The sequence below is a fragment of the Nonomuraea solani genome (assembly GCF_900108335.1).
Classification (GTDB): domain Bacteria; phylum Actinomycetota; class Actinomycetes; order Streptosporangiales; family Streptosporangiaceae; genus Nonomuraea; species Nonomuraea solani.
In genome coordinates, this window is record NZ_FNVT01000049.1 from 1 (window position 1) to 15,819 (window position 15,819).

Annotated in this window: 14 protein-coding genes; 2 read left to right on the forward strand and 12 right to left on the reverse strand. The window is 61.2% G+C overall.

Annotation, left to right across the window (positions count from 1 at the left end; translation table 11 throughout):
- The coding region (locus C4V41_RS59455) for an integrase core domain-containing protein (RefSeq protein WP_146104272.1) at positions 1-308 on the forward strand (308 nt) is incomplete at its 5' end.
- A gap of 81 nt (positions 309-389) precedes the next feature.
- Here the strand turns inward: C4V41_RS59455 and C4V41_RS59460 are convergent.
- From C4V41_RS59460 to C4V41_RS59500, 9 genes are all read right to left on the reverse strand, one after another.
- On the reverse strand, positions 390-1,253 hold the full coding sequence (locus C4V41_RS59460) for a hypothetical protein (RefSeq protein ID WP_103964848.1): 864 nt from the start codon (positions 1,251-1,253) through the stop codon (positions 390-392).
- 86 nt (positions 1,254-1,339) lie between these two features.
- Entirely contained in the window at positions 1,340-2,887 is a 1,548-nt protein-coding gene (locus C4V41_RS59465; protein ID WP_146104273.1) for a CBS domain-containing protein, read from the reverse strand.
- A gap of 310 nt (positions 2,888-3,197) precedes the next feature.
- Positions 3,198-4,376 carry a restriction endonuclease subunit S domain-containing protein gene (locus tag C4V41_RS59470; protein ID WP_146104274.1) on the reverse strand — a complete coding sequence of 393 codons (1,179 nt, stop codon included), beginning with the start codon at positions 4,374-4,376 and terminating at the stop codon, positions 3,198-3,200.
- A gap of 27 nt (positions 4,377-4,403) precedes the next feature.
- Positions 4,404-5,843 (reverse strand): HsdM family class I SAM-dependent methyltransferase, encoded by a 1,440-nt coding sequence (locus tag C4V41_RS59475; RefSeq protein WP_103964851.1) that lies wholly within the window; start codon positions 5,841-5,843, stop codon positions 4,404-4,406.
- Entirely contained in the window at positions 5,840-6,025 is a 186-nt protein-coding gene (locus C4V41_RS59480; protein ID WP_103964852.1) for a hypothetical protein, read from the reverse strand. Before C4V41_RS59480 ends, C4V41_RS59475 begins: the two co-directional genes overlap by 4 nt.
- A 189-nt stretch (positions 6,026-6,214) precedes the next feature.
- On the reverse strand, positions 6,215-6,583 hold the full coding sequence (locus C4V41_RS59485; RefSeq protein WP_103964853.1) for a hypothetical protein: 369 nt from the start codon (positions 6,581-6,583) through the stop codon (positions 6,215-6,217).
- A gap of 87 nt (positions 6,584-6,670) precedes the next feature.
- Positions 6,671-7,696: a hypothetical protein gene (locus C4V41_RS61520; protein WP_146104275.1), complete on the reverse strand. Its 1,026-nt coding sequence runs from the start codon at positions 7,694-7,696 to the stop codon at positions 6,671-6,673.
- A 104-nt stretch (positions 7,697-7,800) separates the two neighbouring features.
- The gene (locus C4V41_RS61525; RefSeq protein WP_146104276.1) at positions 7,801-11,769 is read right to left on the reverse strand and encodes a DNRLRE domain-containing protein; all 3,969 of its coding nucleotides are present in this window, start codon (positions 11,767-11,769) and stop codon (positions 7,801-7,803) included.
- Positions 11,770-12,991: 1,222 nt separating this feature from the next.
- Complete coding sequence (locus C4V41_RS59500; RefSeq protein WP_103964855.1) at positions 12,992-13,609, reverse strand: hypothetical protein; 618 nt, start codon at positions 13,607-13,609, stop codon at positions 12,992-12,994.
- A 455-nt stretch (positions 13,610-14,064) separates the two neighbouring features.
- Here C4V41_RS59500 and C4V41_RS59505 point away from each other — a divergent pair, with 455 nt between their 5' ends.
- Entirely contained in the window at positions 14,065-14,601 is a 537-nt protein-coding gene (locus tag C4V41_RS59505) for a helix-turn-helix domain-containing protein (RefSeq protein ID WP_103964856.1), read from the forward strand.
- Positions 14,602-14,772: 171 nt separating this feature from the next.
- On the opposite strand, the gene C4V41_RS59510 is transcribed toward C4V41_RS59505, so the two are convergent.
- From C4V41_RS59510 to C4V41_RS62635, 3 genes are read right to left on the reverse strand one after another with little or no spacing between them, the layout of a single operon-like run.
- Entirely contained in the window at positions 14,773-15,159 is a 387-nt protein-coding gene (locus C4V41_RS59510) for a hypothetical protein (RefSeq protein ID WP_103964857.1), read from the reverse strand.
- 46 nt (positions 15,160-15,205) lie between these two features.
- Complete coding sequence (locus C4V41_RS61530; RefSeq protein WP_146104277.1) at positions 15,206-15,574, reverse strand: hypothetical protein; 369 nt, start codon at positions 15,572-15,574, stop codon at positions 15,206-15,208.
- Between the two features lie 59 nt (positions 15,575-15,633).
- Complete coding sequence (locus tag C4V41_RS62635; protein ID WP_160150796.1) at positions 15,634-15,807, reverse strand: hypothetical protein; 174 nt, start codon at positions 15,805-15,807, stop codon at positions 15,634-15,636.
- Positions 15,808-15,819 lie beyond the last annotated feature (12 nt).

Sequence of the window (15,819 nt, forward strand, 5' to 3'; positions counted from 1 at the left end):
ACTCGGAGGCGGCGTTCAAGACCCTCAAGTACTGCCCGGTCTTCCCCGGCCGGTTCGCCTCTCTGGCTGACGCCCGAGCCTTCTGCCAGCGGTTTTTCGGCTACTACAACCACGAGCACTATCACGCGGGAGTCGGGCTGCACACCCCGTTCACCGTGCACATGGGCATCGCCCACGCCATCCAGGACAAGCGGGCCGAAACCATCGAACGCTTCCGCTCGGCCAACCCCCACCGGTTCACCCGCACGCCCCGGCTCCCCAAGATCCCGCAGGTCGCCTATATCAACCAGCCGGAAGAAGCCGCCTAGCGATCAGACCAGCCCACTCCCTGTCGCATTTGACTTGACACCTTCCGGAACGAGAATCACGACCGGAAGAACCCGCTGGCGTCAGGTACGACGATCTCTATCCATCAGCATGGCGATGGGGACGCCCAGGTCGCTTTCAATGGTGGCGGCGGTAGCCGTAGCTCCGCGCTTGCGCAGTGCCTCGACTGCCCGGTCGAGGAGCTTGCCGAGCCGTACAACTTCGTTGCGCAAGGCGATGAGCTCATCGAACCGCTCAACAGCCTCCTGTCCGCACCACTGCCGCACCAGGGTGTGCACAGGCTCGCGCTCGCGCAGCCGTACCTTGCGTTCCTCGCGGGTATCCTCCCAGGATTGCCGGTGAGAGTACCCGTATAGGACCTCCGAATGCAGTTCCGTTTCTTCTCGGTGGATCGCTTCTATGATCTCTTCGGAGAATGTCGTAGCGATCGTCGGCATCAGCCGCCGTGCCGCTCGCCAAGGACTGATCAGCGCCCCATGACGATCACGGAAGGCGAGTGGGTCGTCGGTTAGTTCTTCGGGGGTGAGTCCCAGACGATCGGCTACCCCGGCAGGTTTGTCGATCCGAAGGACTCCAGTCTCGGTCTTGCTTCGTCCGAGGATCACCCGTCGGCCCAGCCCGCAGTTCTTCACGACGAGCAACGCGGCCTCGTACTCCACCGTGGTGCCGGCTGCAGACGATACTTCTCTGACGGCCAACAGCCGACGTTCGTCGTTGAGCCGCGGTTCGATGTCGGTCCAGCGGTCGAGCAGAGAGGTGTAGGAAACCCATTCCTGCAGCCCGGCGCCGTCGCCGTCCAGTCGGCGGATCCTGATCGAGTCGTCGCTATCTCGTATCTTCACGATCTTGACGCGGTGCACGGGATCGCCCAGTGCCCTCGACCGCTCCCGATAGGCCCACTCTTCCCCAAGCTCCATGACTGACATTAACCCTGATTGTGTGACCGTGTGGATACTTCAAGTTATATTGGCTGCTTCGCCTGCCGGGCTGCGATCCTCCTTGGGTATCTAGTTCATGGTCTCGGATCAACCGTGCGTAGCAGACTGAGTAGTCCTTCGATGGTCCGATACTGATCACGAGAGAGTGGATCCGGGGTGAAGTGCATCAGATCGTTGCGGATCTCTCGGACTTCGTCCAGGTGCGCAAGGAAAAGCTGGTGATCGAGCTGCCACCCTAGAAGCGACCAACGTTGTGGATGCTTCAGCAGGAAGATGTAGTCACCGAAGGTGAGATCGGCGGCTCGGTGCACCTTCGATTTGCGGTGTGGTTGTACGGCGTCCCGGAGGTCGTCCACGGTGAATACTTCGTCGGTGACGCGCCGGAGCCTGTTCTCGGCTTCTTCGATGAGGACGAAGGGACGGGCGAGGCTCCCGAACTGGCCGGTGAGATCGGCGGCGGTAAGGATGCCGGTAACGTGCACGCGATCGGCGTCGCGCACGAAGATGAAGCCGTCGGCGTAGATGGCCTCGATCTGATCGAGCAGAAGCGCGTCATGATCCACGACCCGAGCCGACGCAATGGCGCCTTGGAGGGAGGGTTGATTCGCGGCGATGTGAGCGCGCCCGATGGACTCCCAGCTGATCGCTCCGCGGTAGGTGCCGTCAGTGTCGATCACAGCGATCTGAGAGAACCGGCGTTGCACCATCAAAGTCTTGGCGTAGGTCAGGGTGACCGTGCTGGGTACGGAGATCAGCGGCGTGGGCAAGCTGCCCAGGCGCAGGCTCATGTGCTCGGGTTCTGAGACGTCCTCGGTGTTGGCGGTGTCGTCGACGGTGGTGGCGCCGGAGCCGGGTTCGGTGCCGAGGGGGATGAGGGCGATCTCGTCGCTGACCGAGCCTTCGGTGAAGGGCGGCCGGGTGGTCAGTCCTTTGTTGGCAAGGTCGGCTTTGATGGTGGCGATGACGGGGCCGGTACGCCGTCGTTGACCCCAGTGCTCCAGCAGACCGCGGATGGTCACCTGGCGTGGACTGGCGGGGTCGCGAGAGGCCGCGTCTTCGAGGAGTTCGTCTGCGCTGGTGACTTCTTCCTCGCCTGCCAAGCCGGGATCGACGCCGGTGTCGACGATGTCGGCGATACGGTCAGCGGCGTTGTTGCGCGTCAGCCCGCAGACGGTGAGCAACGAGCTCAGGCTGGCGCGCAGATCGGGTCGGATGGCTGTTAAGGGCACGTCCCAGCGGAGCCAGTCGACCGTACGCACTTGTTGGAAGTCTTCCGACTCGTACGCCCGGTACTCATAGGGGCCGGTGACTTTGCCGATGGCGATGTGGCCGCCGGGCGATTTCAGGGGCATGACCACCAGGTCTCCGGCACGGATCTCGGTGGTGAATCGCCAGAGCTGCCCAGTCCAGTTGGGAATGACGTTCGGAGCCGCCGTGGGGAATGCCAGGCGTAGAGCCTCGGCCAGCTGTTCACGAGACGGGTAGCGGCTGAGGTCTCCGGCCTCATGCCAGCCAACGATGGCCAGCCCCTCGTGCAGCGCCCGCGATTCGCGTTGCCCTTCCCGGCCACCGCGAATCATCCACGCTCGTGGCTCGGAGACCGGCCGGACGTCTTCGTACATACATCGCCCTTTCTAGACCTGAACGTTTGGAACCTGCCAGACGTATGACGATGAAACAAGGGGAAAGTCGGATCGTCCTGAATTGTTAGCTTCGGTTGCTCAACGGGCGAGCAGCCGCTTGGGAGTTTGGTACGGGAATCGCAAGTCGAGCCGGCAGTATCGGTAGTAGCGCTGCCTGGAAGCCCGTTTGCCATCGATAATTAGCCTCGAACCGGAGATCTCGTCGCCACGCTTATCGCAGCCGCTTCCCGATGCCCCATCCTGAGCGATTCTCAATCGCTCACTTGTTCCTCTTCTTCGGGGCCGAAGGCTACGAGTCGCCAGGTGGCCAGTCGCTTGGGGGAGTCATCCCACGCCATGCCGCTCTGGCGAGGGAACCCAAGGTGCGATTCTCCGCGGTCACCAGCTTCGCACGCTCATGGAGCGGTCCGGCAATGCACCCGAACGACTCTCGCACCGCTTGATCAGGCCATCGGACAGTTTGCTGCTCAAAGATCCCCCTGCTGAGCTCACGCGCCTGCCTGCCCTGGGCCGTCAGCACGAGCTCAGAAGCTCTGGCCCGCAGATCGTGCAGGAGCCACATGCGATCAGACTCGTGGAACGGACTGACGGCGAGCATGCCGCGGCTGGGAATCACGGGAACAAGGGTCTCGACAGTCTGTACTCCGCCGGGTGTCGAGGCGACCAAGAGGGATCCCGGCTGAACGATGTGCTCCGATGACGCAGCGATCACACGAGCGACCTGGTCCAGGTGGGGGAAGGCGCTCTGCAGGACCTCGGCCGATGTGACCCATCCCACTGCTGGTGATCGGTCATCTCGTGTCGGGCGCGCCAAGCCGGTGCTCACTTTCGCCACGTCGGCAAGGGTCGCTCGGTCTCGGCTGAGCTCCGTAGCAGGTATGTCGGCGAAGTAGGCGCCGGCCAGCTTCACCGCGCACTCCGCGATCAGCTCGTTGACGGCCTTCTTCTCGTCGATGACACGCAGCAGGTCATGAATCTGGGTGCGGTCGGCCGTCGGCGGCATGGGTACGGGGAGATCTCTGAGCGCTGTCACGCTGAGCGAAGCCCGAGCCGTACCCGCGGAATGTTCGAGGCACCAGGCCCGTGCGGCAGGACTCCTCAACCAATAGGACACCCAAGAGCCGATGCCATCGCGGCGTCCCTGTTCGGTGCAGGTGACGACGCCGACAGAGCGAGCCGCGTTCCAGTCGTGTTCTCCCGGTGTGACGACGGCGGCATCACCGACCCGGCCGACCAGGACGATCACGACGTCCCCGGCATGGAGCCACGACCGGGTGCACGCCGCGTGTTCCTCCTGGCTGATGGAGGCAGGCTGGTGAACACGGATGCTCCCGTCGCTGATGTGCCCCGCCTGCAACAGCGGAACTCCGCCCTGCAGGTTCGACCCGGCACGGTCGACGCCGTAGGTGATCGAGGCGACACCCGGCAGAGCGCCGAGTCGATACCAGACGCATCCCTGCTCGTCCACGACCCTTCTGTCCATGTTGGCGTCCGTTCAGCCCTTCTCCAGAAGTTCGCGTAGCCGCCGTTCGAGCTGGGTGGCCTGGTCGAAATGCCCGTACAATTCACGCGTGAGCGTCTCGATCTCCTTGGACTTGGGCTTGGACTGGGGCGCGATGGTCTTGACGTAGCGGGTCGGCAGCAGGTCATAGCTGCGGCTGGCTATCTCTTCCAGTGTGACGGAACGACACCAGCCCTCCTGGTCCTCATAGGCCTCGGCACCGATCCCACGCCAGGCCGACACCGTACGATGGATCCGATCCGCTCCGGCCCGGGACAGCACGTGCTGCCTGCTGGCGACGCGTTCGGCCGTACGACTGGCATCGATGAACAAGACGTGTTCCTGGCGAGGATGACGCCCCCAATGTGGGCTCGCGCTCTTGTCCTTGCTCAGCAGCCAGACACACGCGGCTGTCTTGGTGTGTCGGAAGATCTTGCCGGGCAGCGCCACGATCGCGGCCACCACGTCGTCCTCCAGCAACCGCTGACGGATCAGCCGTTCACCGACACGTGAGCCGGTCGCCGCGCCGGCGGCGAGCAACACGCCTGCTCGTCCCGTGGCGTTGAGTGTCTCCAGGATGCGCTGCAGCCAGGCGAAGTTGGCGTTCCCCTTGGGCGGGGGGCCATAGGCCCACCGGTGGTTACGGAGCTTGTCGTTGTAGTCCCAGTTGGCCATGTTGAACGGCGGATTGGCGAGCACTACGTCGAACGAGGAGGGCGTGAGGCCGTTATGCAAGGTGTCCACGGGGCCGACGCCGATCTCCGCATCGAGACCTTGCAGGACCAAACGCATCGTGGCAATGTGGCGGGCTTCGTTATTGACGTCCAGGCCATACAGCGCAGGCTGGTGTCCTGCGATGGGCCCTGCCGTTACATGCTGCGCCGCTGCGACGAGGAATCCTCCCGATCCACAGACCGGATCGAGAATCCGATCCGTTGCCAGCGGCGCGAGCATACTTGCCATGAGCTCGGTGATCGCGCGGGCTGTGTAGTACTCGCCGCGTACTCCATGCCGAGTGGAGAACCGCTCCAAACAGTCCTCGAACAGGTCATGAGACTCGTCCACCGGATCCAGCGCCAAAACGAGCGCCTCCAACTGCCGGTCTGCCGCGGGGGACGGGCTGAGCGAGACGATGTCCTCCGTCGAGCGGGAACGTCCCTGCAGATTCTCTTCCGGTAGCCGTACCTCCGAAAGCAGGTGAGCCAGCGGCTGTCTCGCACCTTGGTCATCTGCACGGGCGACCAGACTCTCCCACGTCGGCCAGGACGGAGCCGGGTCCGCCTCCTGCAGCTTCCTCAAGCCGTGCAGGAAGAACACACGCAGCGCCAGATGGTACGCGACCAACGGGGAGACGAGCCCGGTCAGCCCGTCGACCGCGTCCCACACCTTGGTCAGCCGGTGGCCCTCGGCCACAGCGGCCCGCGTGCCGCTCACACGACCCCCAGCGCGTTTGCCACGATCAGCCCCAGCGTCATCGTGGTGACGAACGCTACGGCTCCGCCCTGGATCGCCGCGGGAACCCGGTCACCACCGATGCTCCGCAGGATACCGGCGGCCAGCGCCAGGATGATCGAGAACAGCCCGATCACGATCACAACCCAGAACTTGTCGTCCACCCGAACCCGTCTCCTTTGAACGATGCCGAGGGCTATGAAGCTAGAGACGTAGCCGTGGAGTGTGCAACAGCACGCCGTTTGGGAATTCTGGCCTAGCTGGTGAAGGTCGTGCATATCAGGTTGTACGTGCCACAGGTGCATGGACGGCTACGGACGCCGATGACCTCAGGTCGTGACCGCCGAGTGGTTCTACAAGTCAGTTTTGCGCCAAGTCCGAACGAGTTCCGGTGTCCGTTGGCGCCCCTTGGCGCGAGCCCAGGAGCCATCTGGATGGGACATGCGGACGGTAGGCCGTCCGCCGGCGTGCTCTTCGTACTCGTGCCGGATCCCCGGCGCCGCGAGCTCCAGCATGACACCCACATCGCTGAACGGTCGGACGCGCACCACGGGATAGCGGCTCAGGCTCTCTTCCCCGCCGCTATCGTCGGCGACGGCCGGTACAGGCTCGCGCCGGTCCTGGTCGGGTGTGTCGGCCGTGGTGAAGATCCCACGATCCCAGGCGATCTGGCCGTACGCCTGCCCATCGGCGTTCTTGACCGCGCAGACAATGATCATCACGCGCGCAAGTATTGACGCCCGATAGGAGTCAGCAAGACAGAGTAGCACTTGTTAAGGAAAGCATTCCCAGCCATTCGTCATAGCACCTTAGTAATCACTGGGGAGAGACATTATTTCCTCGCGCAAGGTCGCCCATATGGAGTGAAGCGCGTTGCGGGCAGAGAGTAGTGATTCGATGTTCTGCGCATCGGTGTCCAAGGAGCGCAACGCGTGACGGATTGCAATAGCGGCCTGCCAGCGCAACCATTCAGGGTCGGCATCGGAAGGGTCGTCGAACCACTCGTCATGCGCGAGGTACATCGTCGCGATGGCGAGGTCGTACCATTCGCGTGGAGTAGGATGATTACCGCTGCGGATTTGGTCGAGGATGGCTGTTACTTCCGGAATATGCAGGTCAAAGCTTCCAGCGAGTCGTTCGGTCAGGCGGACGAGAAATGATCGCCGAACAATGGGGCTCGCGCCTCGAAGATGTGCCGCAAGTTCCGGCTCAATTGATGCGAAGGCGCTTGGTGGAGTGGCGCCAGGCGGTATTGGCTGATCGACGGCGACTATTGTTTGTGGAGAATCCAACCATTCCAGACTTAGCCGGAATCCGCCATGCATTTCCATGATTGCCAGTGCGGCAGCTTTCCTTTCTGTGAGGCTGGATTGACGCATCACGTCTAGTTCGGGTTGTGTTGTGGCGACGCGAGTACCGAAAGGGTTGTCTGTATCGAGATATTCGCCTATTCCAAATAGTATTTCTCCATCTTCCGCGCATATAAGCCTTTCTCCTCCGTTAATGTGCCAGGATACAGACCAGGCTCGACATCCTGTACTTACCCATTGCAAGAATTCACGGTCATTGGTATGTATCGCTCCCGGTTCGATAATATTGATGCGGTGCCCCGACTTCACGGGGATGATGAGATTTATGTTGCGGAGGTGGTCGCAGGCCATTCGCGGAGTCTCGTCCCACATCTCGGGAGGGGCGCCTCCTGACAATTCTGTTGCGATCTCACGAAAGTGGATTTCCCGATCGTTAGAGATTATTACGGTCCAAGCGAACCTTTCTCTCATCCATGTCCGGTCAAGCAGGTTTCGATAGTGCTCAATCGTTGCGTCAATGTGCATCTGTCAATTCCTCTTTAGGTCTCCACCGGCAGTAGGTAGAGGTGGGCGCAGCGGCCAGGTGTCGCCGCACCCACCTCAAATTTCTGCGAAAGGTCTACCGCTTGCTAGTTGTGCCCAAGAATAGGGCTCTTGCATACCTCCGGTCCGTCTAGTTCCGTCGCGAACTGAACGAAGAAGGGATCGCCGACGAGGAGTCGTTCCCTGGCGTAAAAATTGGTCATGAGAGTCCCCGCTTTCTGGTTCTCAGCTGCAGGTATCGGACATAACGAGTAACCGGCTCTGGTGAGATTGGCTCCAGGGTAGGGATTATTCCACCTCTCCCACGTTGAGGCGAAAGGAAATTCATCGCAATCGTTGCCGCTAGACCCGCCGACAGAACTTCCCCAGAGCCATCGACATTGAGGGCGGGTTATGCTGTCCCGATTGTTGTCACCTTCAGGGCCGTCGATTCGGTGTAGGTAGTTACTCTTCATCACCTTGCTCGAGTCAAGGCAGCCTGGTATGGACTTCTCCTTGACTGCCGGAAACTTGGCGAGCTTTAGAAGGATGGGATACGTGGCGTTTGGCGCATAGCACGCGGTCCAGAAGTGCTTGTACGCGGCATCATAGTACTGTCCGAGCTTGTGCTGTACTGAGGAGACTACGTCGCCGAATACGCAGCCACCTGTCCCGGCATAGATATAACTGGCGGAGTCGCATTGAATAAATGTCGTCGCTTCATTGTTGCCGACGTTCGTTGTGAACTTTGAGCCATTTGGTAGAACTAGTGGAAGGTCGGGATATTCGCCATATGCCTTGAACCTACCAAGGGTGGCCTTTTCGGTGTTGTCCACGGTTACCAGGTATTCGTCTTCCTGGTCCCAGATTATTGTACGTTTGGCGTCCGCGTTTGCCTCGGGGCATCGTAGGAGGAATCGGTATGAATCTCCCGTTGTCCACTGCCCCAGCGGCTTGGCGAGATTATTGTGATGCGTATTGCCGTCCCATTGGCGAACGTGGTCGCATTCGGTGTCTGCTGGCATTACGCCCATTTTGAGCGTGTATGGAGAAACCACTGGTAAGGGGGCGGTGGTGATTTTGACATGGAGGTCGAGGAAAACGTCGCGAGTGGTGGCGCTAGGTATGCTCCGGATGCTTCCGGTGCCATTAAAAGTATATCCGATGAGCATCATTTCCGACGCGAAATAGGTTTTTATGACGGCAGTCGAGCCTGCGCCACGGATCTCTTTGAGGTTAAACTTCCCTATGGTGCACCACGAATAGCGGTTCATCGTCCAACCGACTGTTCGCCTTGCTAGGGCGCGATTCTGCTCGCACTTCTCCGGAGTCATACGAGCCCACTCGTTAATCGCCGGAGGAGGGGTTGGCGCGGCGGCCGCAGCAGATTTCTGTATTGGCGTAGAATTCGCGCTGGCATCGTCGGTGGGCTCTAGCGGCGTTATCGACGGCAACGTATCGTTTGGCTCGGGAGTTGGCGTCATCGCGGGTGTCGGGTTGGCGACAGCACTGTCAGTGTATGTCACCTGCAGTACAGGGAAATGACTGTTTGGCTCTTCACGATTCTCTGTTGCAGTGAAGCCTCGATCGTATACTGGCCCAGAAGCAGACTCGTCAGCGCCTCGCAGCACAAGACCGTGATTGCTTTGGCCTGATGCCCAAGACTTCACGATGTCAGTGGTAGACCATGTCCAGCCGACATTGCTGGGTGGGTTGCTATTATCAGTGCATCCGCCAGGGTCTTTGGCGAGGGTCTCCCCGATTTCTGTGCTTGACGGCTGGCTAGACCATTTCAGTGTCGCAGTGTTCCAGGCGGCGGTAACGCGTTGGACCTTTATTCCCGATTGGCTGTTACCGCACCCAGTCGATTTATTAGTGGTATTCCACATCTCCAGTTTGGCATCCACAATGGTTTTGCCGACGAGAGGTGCGGTGTCATAGGCCAGGTAGGTTCGGTCATGGATCTTAGTTCGGCCAGCGTTGTAGGCGCCGATGCGCAGTACGGGATCGGCAGAGCCGCTCGCTCCTTGGGTGTCGATCCAGGTATCGGTTTGTGCAGGCAGTGAGACTGTTCGTACAACGGTGGTGAACTGCCATTTGTACGGAGCCGCCATTGCGTTTCCTGCGGCGTCCTTAGCGCCACTGACCTGAGCCATGTAATACGTTCCGCTCAAAGGTTGAGCAAGAGCGAAGGTCAGTACCTTGTTGTCAGCAGACATCGCTATGGTGCCGGCAGCCTGTCCCTCGGTGAGAAGATCCGTCAGTAAGAATTGAGCGTCAGTGACCGGCTCACTGAACGTAACCGTCACTTGCGGGTTGACCGGTACGTCGACCGCCGGAGGGGATGGAGTGACACTTACCACCGCTGGTGGTGTCGTATCCTTGTTCGGATCAGGCGTCGGCGGCGGAGGCTCTTCAGGCTGCGGTCCATTTAGGAGATCGTCTGCGCCTGTAGTTAATGTATCAGTCGAGCTGACTTTTTGGTTATACGCTTTTTCCCAACTGATAGGAGGTTCAGTGGTGAGCGAGGGGAAGGCACGTACTCGGGCAGGGTCGTTGAATGCCGCTAGAGCTTCTTCGTAAGTGTCTATCTCCTCTTCGTCCGAGTAAGTCCAAGAAGCAATGAAAAAACTCTGAACGGGTTCGTAGCCGATGATGAGTTTTGGCCCGTGGGAGTCGTCGCTGGAGACCCATTCCTTTGAGCGGTACGCGCGCCAGTTGGTGTGGTCGTTTTCGTTGCCTGACGTGAGTTGGAACCCGTAATTGGGCTCACCGTTAGCCCATTCTTGCGCGATCGGGTTGACGAAGTGGATCAGGTACCACTCGTAGTTCATGTAGCCGCGGTCGCAGCTCGGCTTGTACGCTCCGTACTCTGTATCGGCGCCCGTGCTGGTAACCGTCGGCTGGTTGTTCCATGTGAGCGTGGTCACGTCCCATTGCTGAGTAATTCTGCGGGCGGTGATGCCGGAGCCGACGGATTCGCCGCAGTCATTGGAGTCGATGTTCCATAGGCGGAGGTCGGCGTTGGTCACCTTGGCGCCACGCAAAGGGGAATCTGCGGGAATGTCGTCGAAGCGAATGTATGTGCGCCAGCGCACGGTGCCTGAGCCGGTCTTACCGGCCTGAAGGTGGTAGTTGCCGCTGTTGGCGAAGCCGTTCTGGTAGGCGGAGTCATTGATGAACGTGTCATTGCCGACCGGTAGTTGTGTCCAGTCGACGGCGGCCCCGACGAGGGTGACCGGGTAGGTGACGTCCGGATCAGCGAGAAAGCGGGCGTCGGGTTTGTACACGAGTATCTGGCCTGCCGCGGTCTTCTCCACGGCGGTCGCCACCTCGCCGACGTGTCCCTCTTCGCCCATACTGAGGTTTGCACTGGCGTCGGTCAGCATCGGGGCGGGAATCTCAGTCGTCGAGCGCTTGGTCTTGGCGACGGTATCATTCAGAGCGAGCTTGCCCGAAGAAGTTTCCTCGAAGGAGAGGCCGTCAGGCAACTGGATAGGGATCGGGAGTTTTAGTGCATCGATCGGCCGTCGTCTGATGACCACTTCTTGCCGGAATCCAGTCGGCGTCGCGACGACCACGAGGTCGATGCCTGAGCCGTAGGCGTTGGCGTACTCGGCTCTGTTGGCTGACAGCTTCGGAGCGGGCAGCTTTTGAGGGGCAGAGACCTTGAGCTCGGACCCGTCGCGGCCGCTCTTTACGGTGAGCAGGTCGGTATCGCCGCCGGGTGAGAGTGTGAGCCCTGCTTTGGTGGCGCGCGGTTTGATAGTCCCGTTGTCGGCCACCAACGTGGTGTCGACCGGCTGCCATGCTCCGTGCTGTTTGAAGCGAACGGGGTCGAGAGAGAACTCGGTGGTGAGAGTCTTGCCGTCGGGGTTGGCAAAGTAAGTCGCGGTCTCCGAGTGCAACGACTCGATCTCGACGCGCTTGTTCTCCTTCTTCGCCTGTGCCAGAGCGGCTCCTGTCTCACCGACGTTGGCCATCGGAGGTTTGGGAGTGGAAGAGGTTGACGTGGACCCTGTGGCGATCGCCGGCGCCGCCATCAGAGCTAGTGGCAGCGCCAGCACGGCAATCATGGCAGCACGCCGACGCGGCCGGGGCGATGAGCCAGCCGCTGATTGTTGTGTGTTCACTCCAGCCTTTCGGACAGTGAGGACAAAACGGAGCGATCATCACATAAGTTGCGAATAAAAGTAAAGATCGTTTGTGTAACGGGAAGGATGTCCTCCGTTAGGGCCAGTCTTCAACCCGCATTTATCGACCTCGTCAATCCCCTGGAACCAGAGCTTGATCATGGTCCTCGATCTGCTCAACGGTGCAGCTGAACGGCCTTGTCTGGCGGGCCCATCGTGGATGCCACGGACCTACAGGCTGTCCAAGCCCTGAATGAGGACCTCACGGAGTTCACGTGGCGGATCTGATCGATCGTCGGACCTCGTAACGCTTCCGGGGGCGGGCTCTGATCACGCCCAGGAGTCTGCGCCGCGAACGTCAGAAGATTACGCTGCGTCGATCCATCCCTGTCCCGCAGTCCCGTCCGGCTATCCGCCTCAGGCGGTAGTTATGCCTCGGGAGCGGGGCGGCTGAGCTTGCCCTCCGAAACACGCAGCGTAATCACTTGAGTAGATCGTGACAGGGTTCCGGTAGATGGCATGGACGACAAGGCGGCGGCGCTGACAGTGGCCGGGGTGTTCAACCAGAGGGCCGGCGCGAGTAACGGCGTCCAGTGAGCACAAGACGAAGAGGATGCTCCGCAGAAAAGTAAAAACGAACGATCACGAGCGGATCCGTTCCACAGAGGAGATCAGAACGGCAACCACCCCGGAGGCATGGTGAACTCGGCCGAAGGCGGCTTTACCAGTGCTTGGACGGGTCTGCAAGCAAGCCGAGCGTGTTCCACCGATCAACCCTTCCGCCATGCCCTTCTGTTGGGTGTCGTCCGCGGGGGAGCGAGCAAATGGGCACCGGAACGAACTGCGGGACGGGAACGCGGCCGTGGTAGTTACCGATCGCATACACCTACCGTAGCGTCCTGCGCCTTCTTCCGGGAACCAGAGTTCCCCAGAGATCAGGTGTCCACCAAACCGGGCCAACTCCACCTGGTTGCCAGGACCGGGAGAAAGGGCCACTTGGTCGTGTAGTTGATCATAGTGACTTTCCTTCGTTGGTTGCCGTCAACGCTCCGGTGGTCGGGTTGTGGTCGGGGTGGATGGTGGGTCGTTGCCGGTTTCGGTAGCTTTGAAGACTGATCCGACACGTCACCGTCCGCACCCACCTCACCCGACCTGTGATTGCTACTTATAACTTCATCACAATGCGAGGCTCAGGCTCTGGATGATCCGACGAGGCCCATTTGTCCGGTTCGGCGATGTACTGCTCGAGGTGCAGGACGTGTTGCTGTAGCTTGTCCGCCATCTCTAGTCGCCGCTCATGAGACCAGTGGTCCAAGACGTCATCCGGTTCCTGGCGAGAGAGCCAATGCAACCACCGAGCAAGCCAGAGTACAAACTCCTTCTGGTTACGGTCGATACGGTAGTGAAGGATACCGGTTTGATCGCTCAGTAGCCTGGCTGCTTCTGCCATGCCCTCCCTCAGCTTGTCGACGTTCCTGCGCCGAAGAGCTTCGACAAGGCGGCTTATAGCGGCCCTGTAGCGCTCGACAGCAGCTCTGAAGATCTCCTCACGTCGCATTCGTCGGTCACGCTGGACAACATAGATTGCCGCAGTCATGGCACCGGTGACTCCAATTACTGCACCAACCAAAGCGCCGCCGAAGTCGCCGAAGAAGATGTCGTGCCAGAAGTCAAAGGAATCGGATGGGGCCTGAACGTTTACGATAGGAGCGGGCGGTGTGACGATCACTGTCTCGGTCACAGTAATCGTGGGGGCTGGCGATGGCGTGAGCTGGGTGATCATGGCTACATCATCAGGCTTTGCCATGCATGAAGCTCGGGTTGTTATCAAATCGTGTGGAGGTAAGGTCGGCCGCTCCGCAGAGCCGTAGCGACGCCGGTGAACTCGCTCATGCTCGCCCTACAGATGGCCTACGGCCATTTCGCAGGCCTCCTCGCTCCCGCCGTACACACCGAACCTGGGATTATTTCACGAGTGAGTTCTGTGCCAAGTTTGAATGAGTTCCGGTGCCAGTTGGGTATCGCAGGTTCGTGGATCACCAGCGAGTGCCGGTACCGCCGAGGGTCCTCGCGGGTTTCAAGCGGAACGGCAAAGAACAGAGGGTGGTATCAGATCTCGCTGAAGATGGAGCCGCGCCAGGGCAGCGGTACCGATACTCGTTCGAAGGCTGCACCAAATCTGGTTCGTAGGGCCAGGCTGCGGACGATCGCCTGTGGTTGGCGGCGCTCTTGTCTCTGATGCCCCGACGCCGCTGGGCGAAGATCTTCTCGATCTCCCCGGGTACTCTGCTGACCTGGCATCGCAAGCTGGTAGCGAACAAGTGGGACTACAGCTGGCGGCGCCGTCCCGGGAGGCCGCCCACCGCGGCTGCGGTCAAGGCCCTGGTGCTGCGCATGGCCGCCGACAACCCCACTTGGGGCCACAGGCGGATCCACGGCGAACTGACCCGCCTCGGTCACAAGATCGCCGCTTCTCCTGTGTGGAACATCCTGAACCAGGCCGGGATCGACCCCGCCCCGCGCCGCAGCGGGCCAACGTGGAAGCAGTTCCTGGCCGCCCAGGCCGAGCACAACGTCGCCGTCGACTTCCTCCACGTCGACACCATCAACCTCAAACGCATATACGCCCTGGTCTTGCTCGAACACCGCAGCCGCCGCGCCTACCTGCTCGGTGTCACCGCCAGCCCCACGGGCGAATGGACCACCCAGGCCGCCCGCAACTTCCTCATGGGCACCGACACGAGAGGCGGTCCAGATAGCTGGCAGGCCGGTTGAGCTGTGATATGGCTCCCACTTGATCACGGTGTTTCGTCTCGACGGTTAGCGCCGCCCACGACCGGATACGGATTCACCGCCAAGGGACGGCCCAACGGTGTGCTCCTTCCTTATGCTGAGACGGTCGGTCAGGTGAAACGAAGGTCACAGCCGTGCCTGTCGTCGAGGCCATCACCGGGGCGCCGGGCGGTGGACATCCGGACGCCGACCAGGGGCGTCGGCCGTGTCGCGCTGGGCGGGGATGTGCGGTGTTTGAGGTGTTGTGGCCAGGACGTGGCGGATGCGTTCGGCGGCCGTGGTGAGCTGGGCGACGTCGGTGATCGGTGCGTTCCACGACCACGAGAACAGCCAGTGGCCGTCCCTCGGGGCGACGGAGATGGTCTCTGTCAGGGTGGTGGCTTCGGGGTTGATCACCCGTAGGCGTGGTAGCCGGTCGTCCTGGGTGAGCAGGCGGGCGTGCAGGCCGAAGCTCTGCAACGCCTCCTGCAGGTGGCCGAGGTGGGTGGCGGCTTCGGCGGCCACCGCGGCGGTCACTGCGGGGGTGATGGGGTCGGGCATGGCTGTCTCCGAACGTGGGTGGATGGCTGCGGGGCGGGCGTGCTGTTCATGGGGTTGGCGGCTGGGGGCGTTCGGGGCAGGGCTGGGTACGGCGGGCGGCGCGCCGTGCGAGGTAGACCGCTCGCAGGCTGGCCACGAGGCAGGCGATCAGCAAGCCCACCACCACAGCCGCAGAGATGGGCTTGGTCACGCTGGCCGGGGCCAGCAGGACGAAGGCGATGTAGCCGGTGGTCAGCAGCAGCGCCAATACGCTGATCATCTTGTGGCGGGACACGACGAGGACTCCATTAATGAAGTGGTTTTCGGGGTGAAGCTGCTGCTGTGGTGTGAGATCAGGGGGGCGGACAGCGAGCATGAGCAGCTCGGCGCTGTGGCGGCTTCGGCGGTCGATGAGTTCGATGAGTTCGTGGTGCATGAGTCGGTGGCGCGGCGGTGGGCTCGGTCGGAGGAGGGCCGCCGCGCGCTGTCCGGTGCTCAGGTGCTGTTCAGCACCCGTTCTGGCGTGTCGAGCCAGATCGATTGGAGGCCGGGCGTGACGGTGATGTCGTAGCGGCGCCAGTGCGGCTGGCCCCAGCTCGCCCACTGTGCGTACGCCTGCAGCGCCTCCTCCCACACCGGCCGGTTGCCCACCTGCGACCAAGTGATCACTTTCGGTGGCGC

Coding starts and splice junctions, on each gene's coding strand:
- C4V41_RS59460 (WP_103964848.1), bottom strand. CDS start 1,253: ATGTCAGTCATGGAGCTTGGGGAAGAGTGGGCCTATCGGGAGCGGTCG.
- C4V41_RS59465 (WP_146104273.1), bottom strand. CDS start 2,887: ATGTACGAAGACGTCCGGCCGGTCTCCGAGCCACGAGCGTGGATGATT.
- C4V41_RS61520 (WP_146104275.1), bottom strand. CDS start 7,696: ATGCACATTGACGCAACGATTGAGCACTATCGAAACCTGCTTGACCGG.
- C4V41_RS61525 (WP_146104276.1), bottom strand. CDS start 11,769: ATGATTGCCGTGCTGGCGCTGCCACTAGCTCTGATGGCGGCGCCGGCG.
- C4V41_RS59500 (WP_103964855.1), bottom strand. CDS start 13,609: ATGATCACCCAGCTCACGCCATCGCCAGCCCCCACGATTACTGTGACC.
- C4V41_RS59505 (WP_103964856.1), top strand. CDS start 14,065: ATGCCCCGACGCCGCTGGGCGAAGATCTTCTCGATCTCCCCGGGTACT.
- C4V41_RS59510 (WP_103964857.1), bottom strand. CDS start 15,159: ATGCCCGACCCCATCACCCCCGCAGTGACCGCCGCGGTGGCCGCCGAA.
- C4V41_RS61530 (WP_146104277.1), bottom strand. CDS start 15,574: ATGCACCACGAACTCATCGAACTCATCGACCGCCGAAGCCGCCACAGC.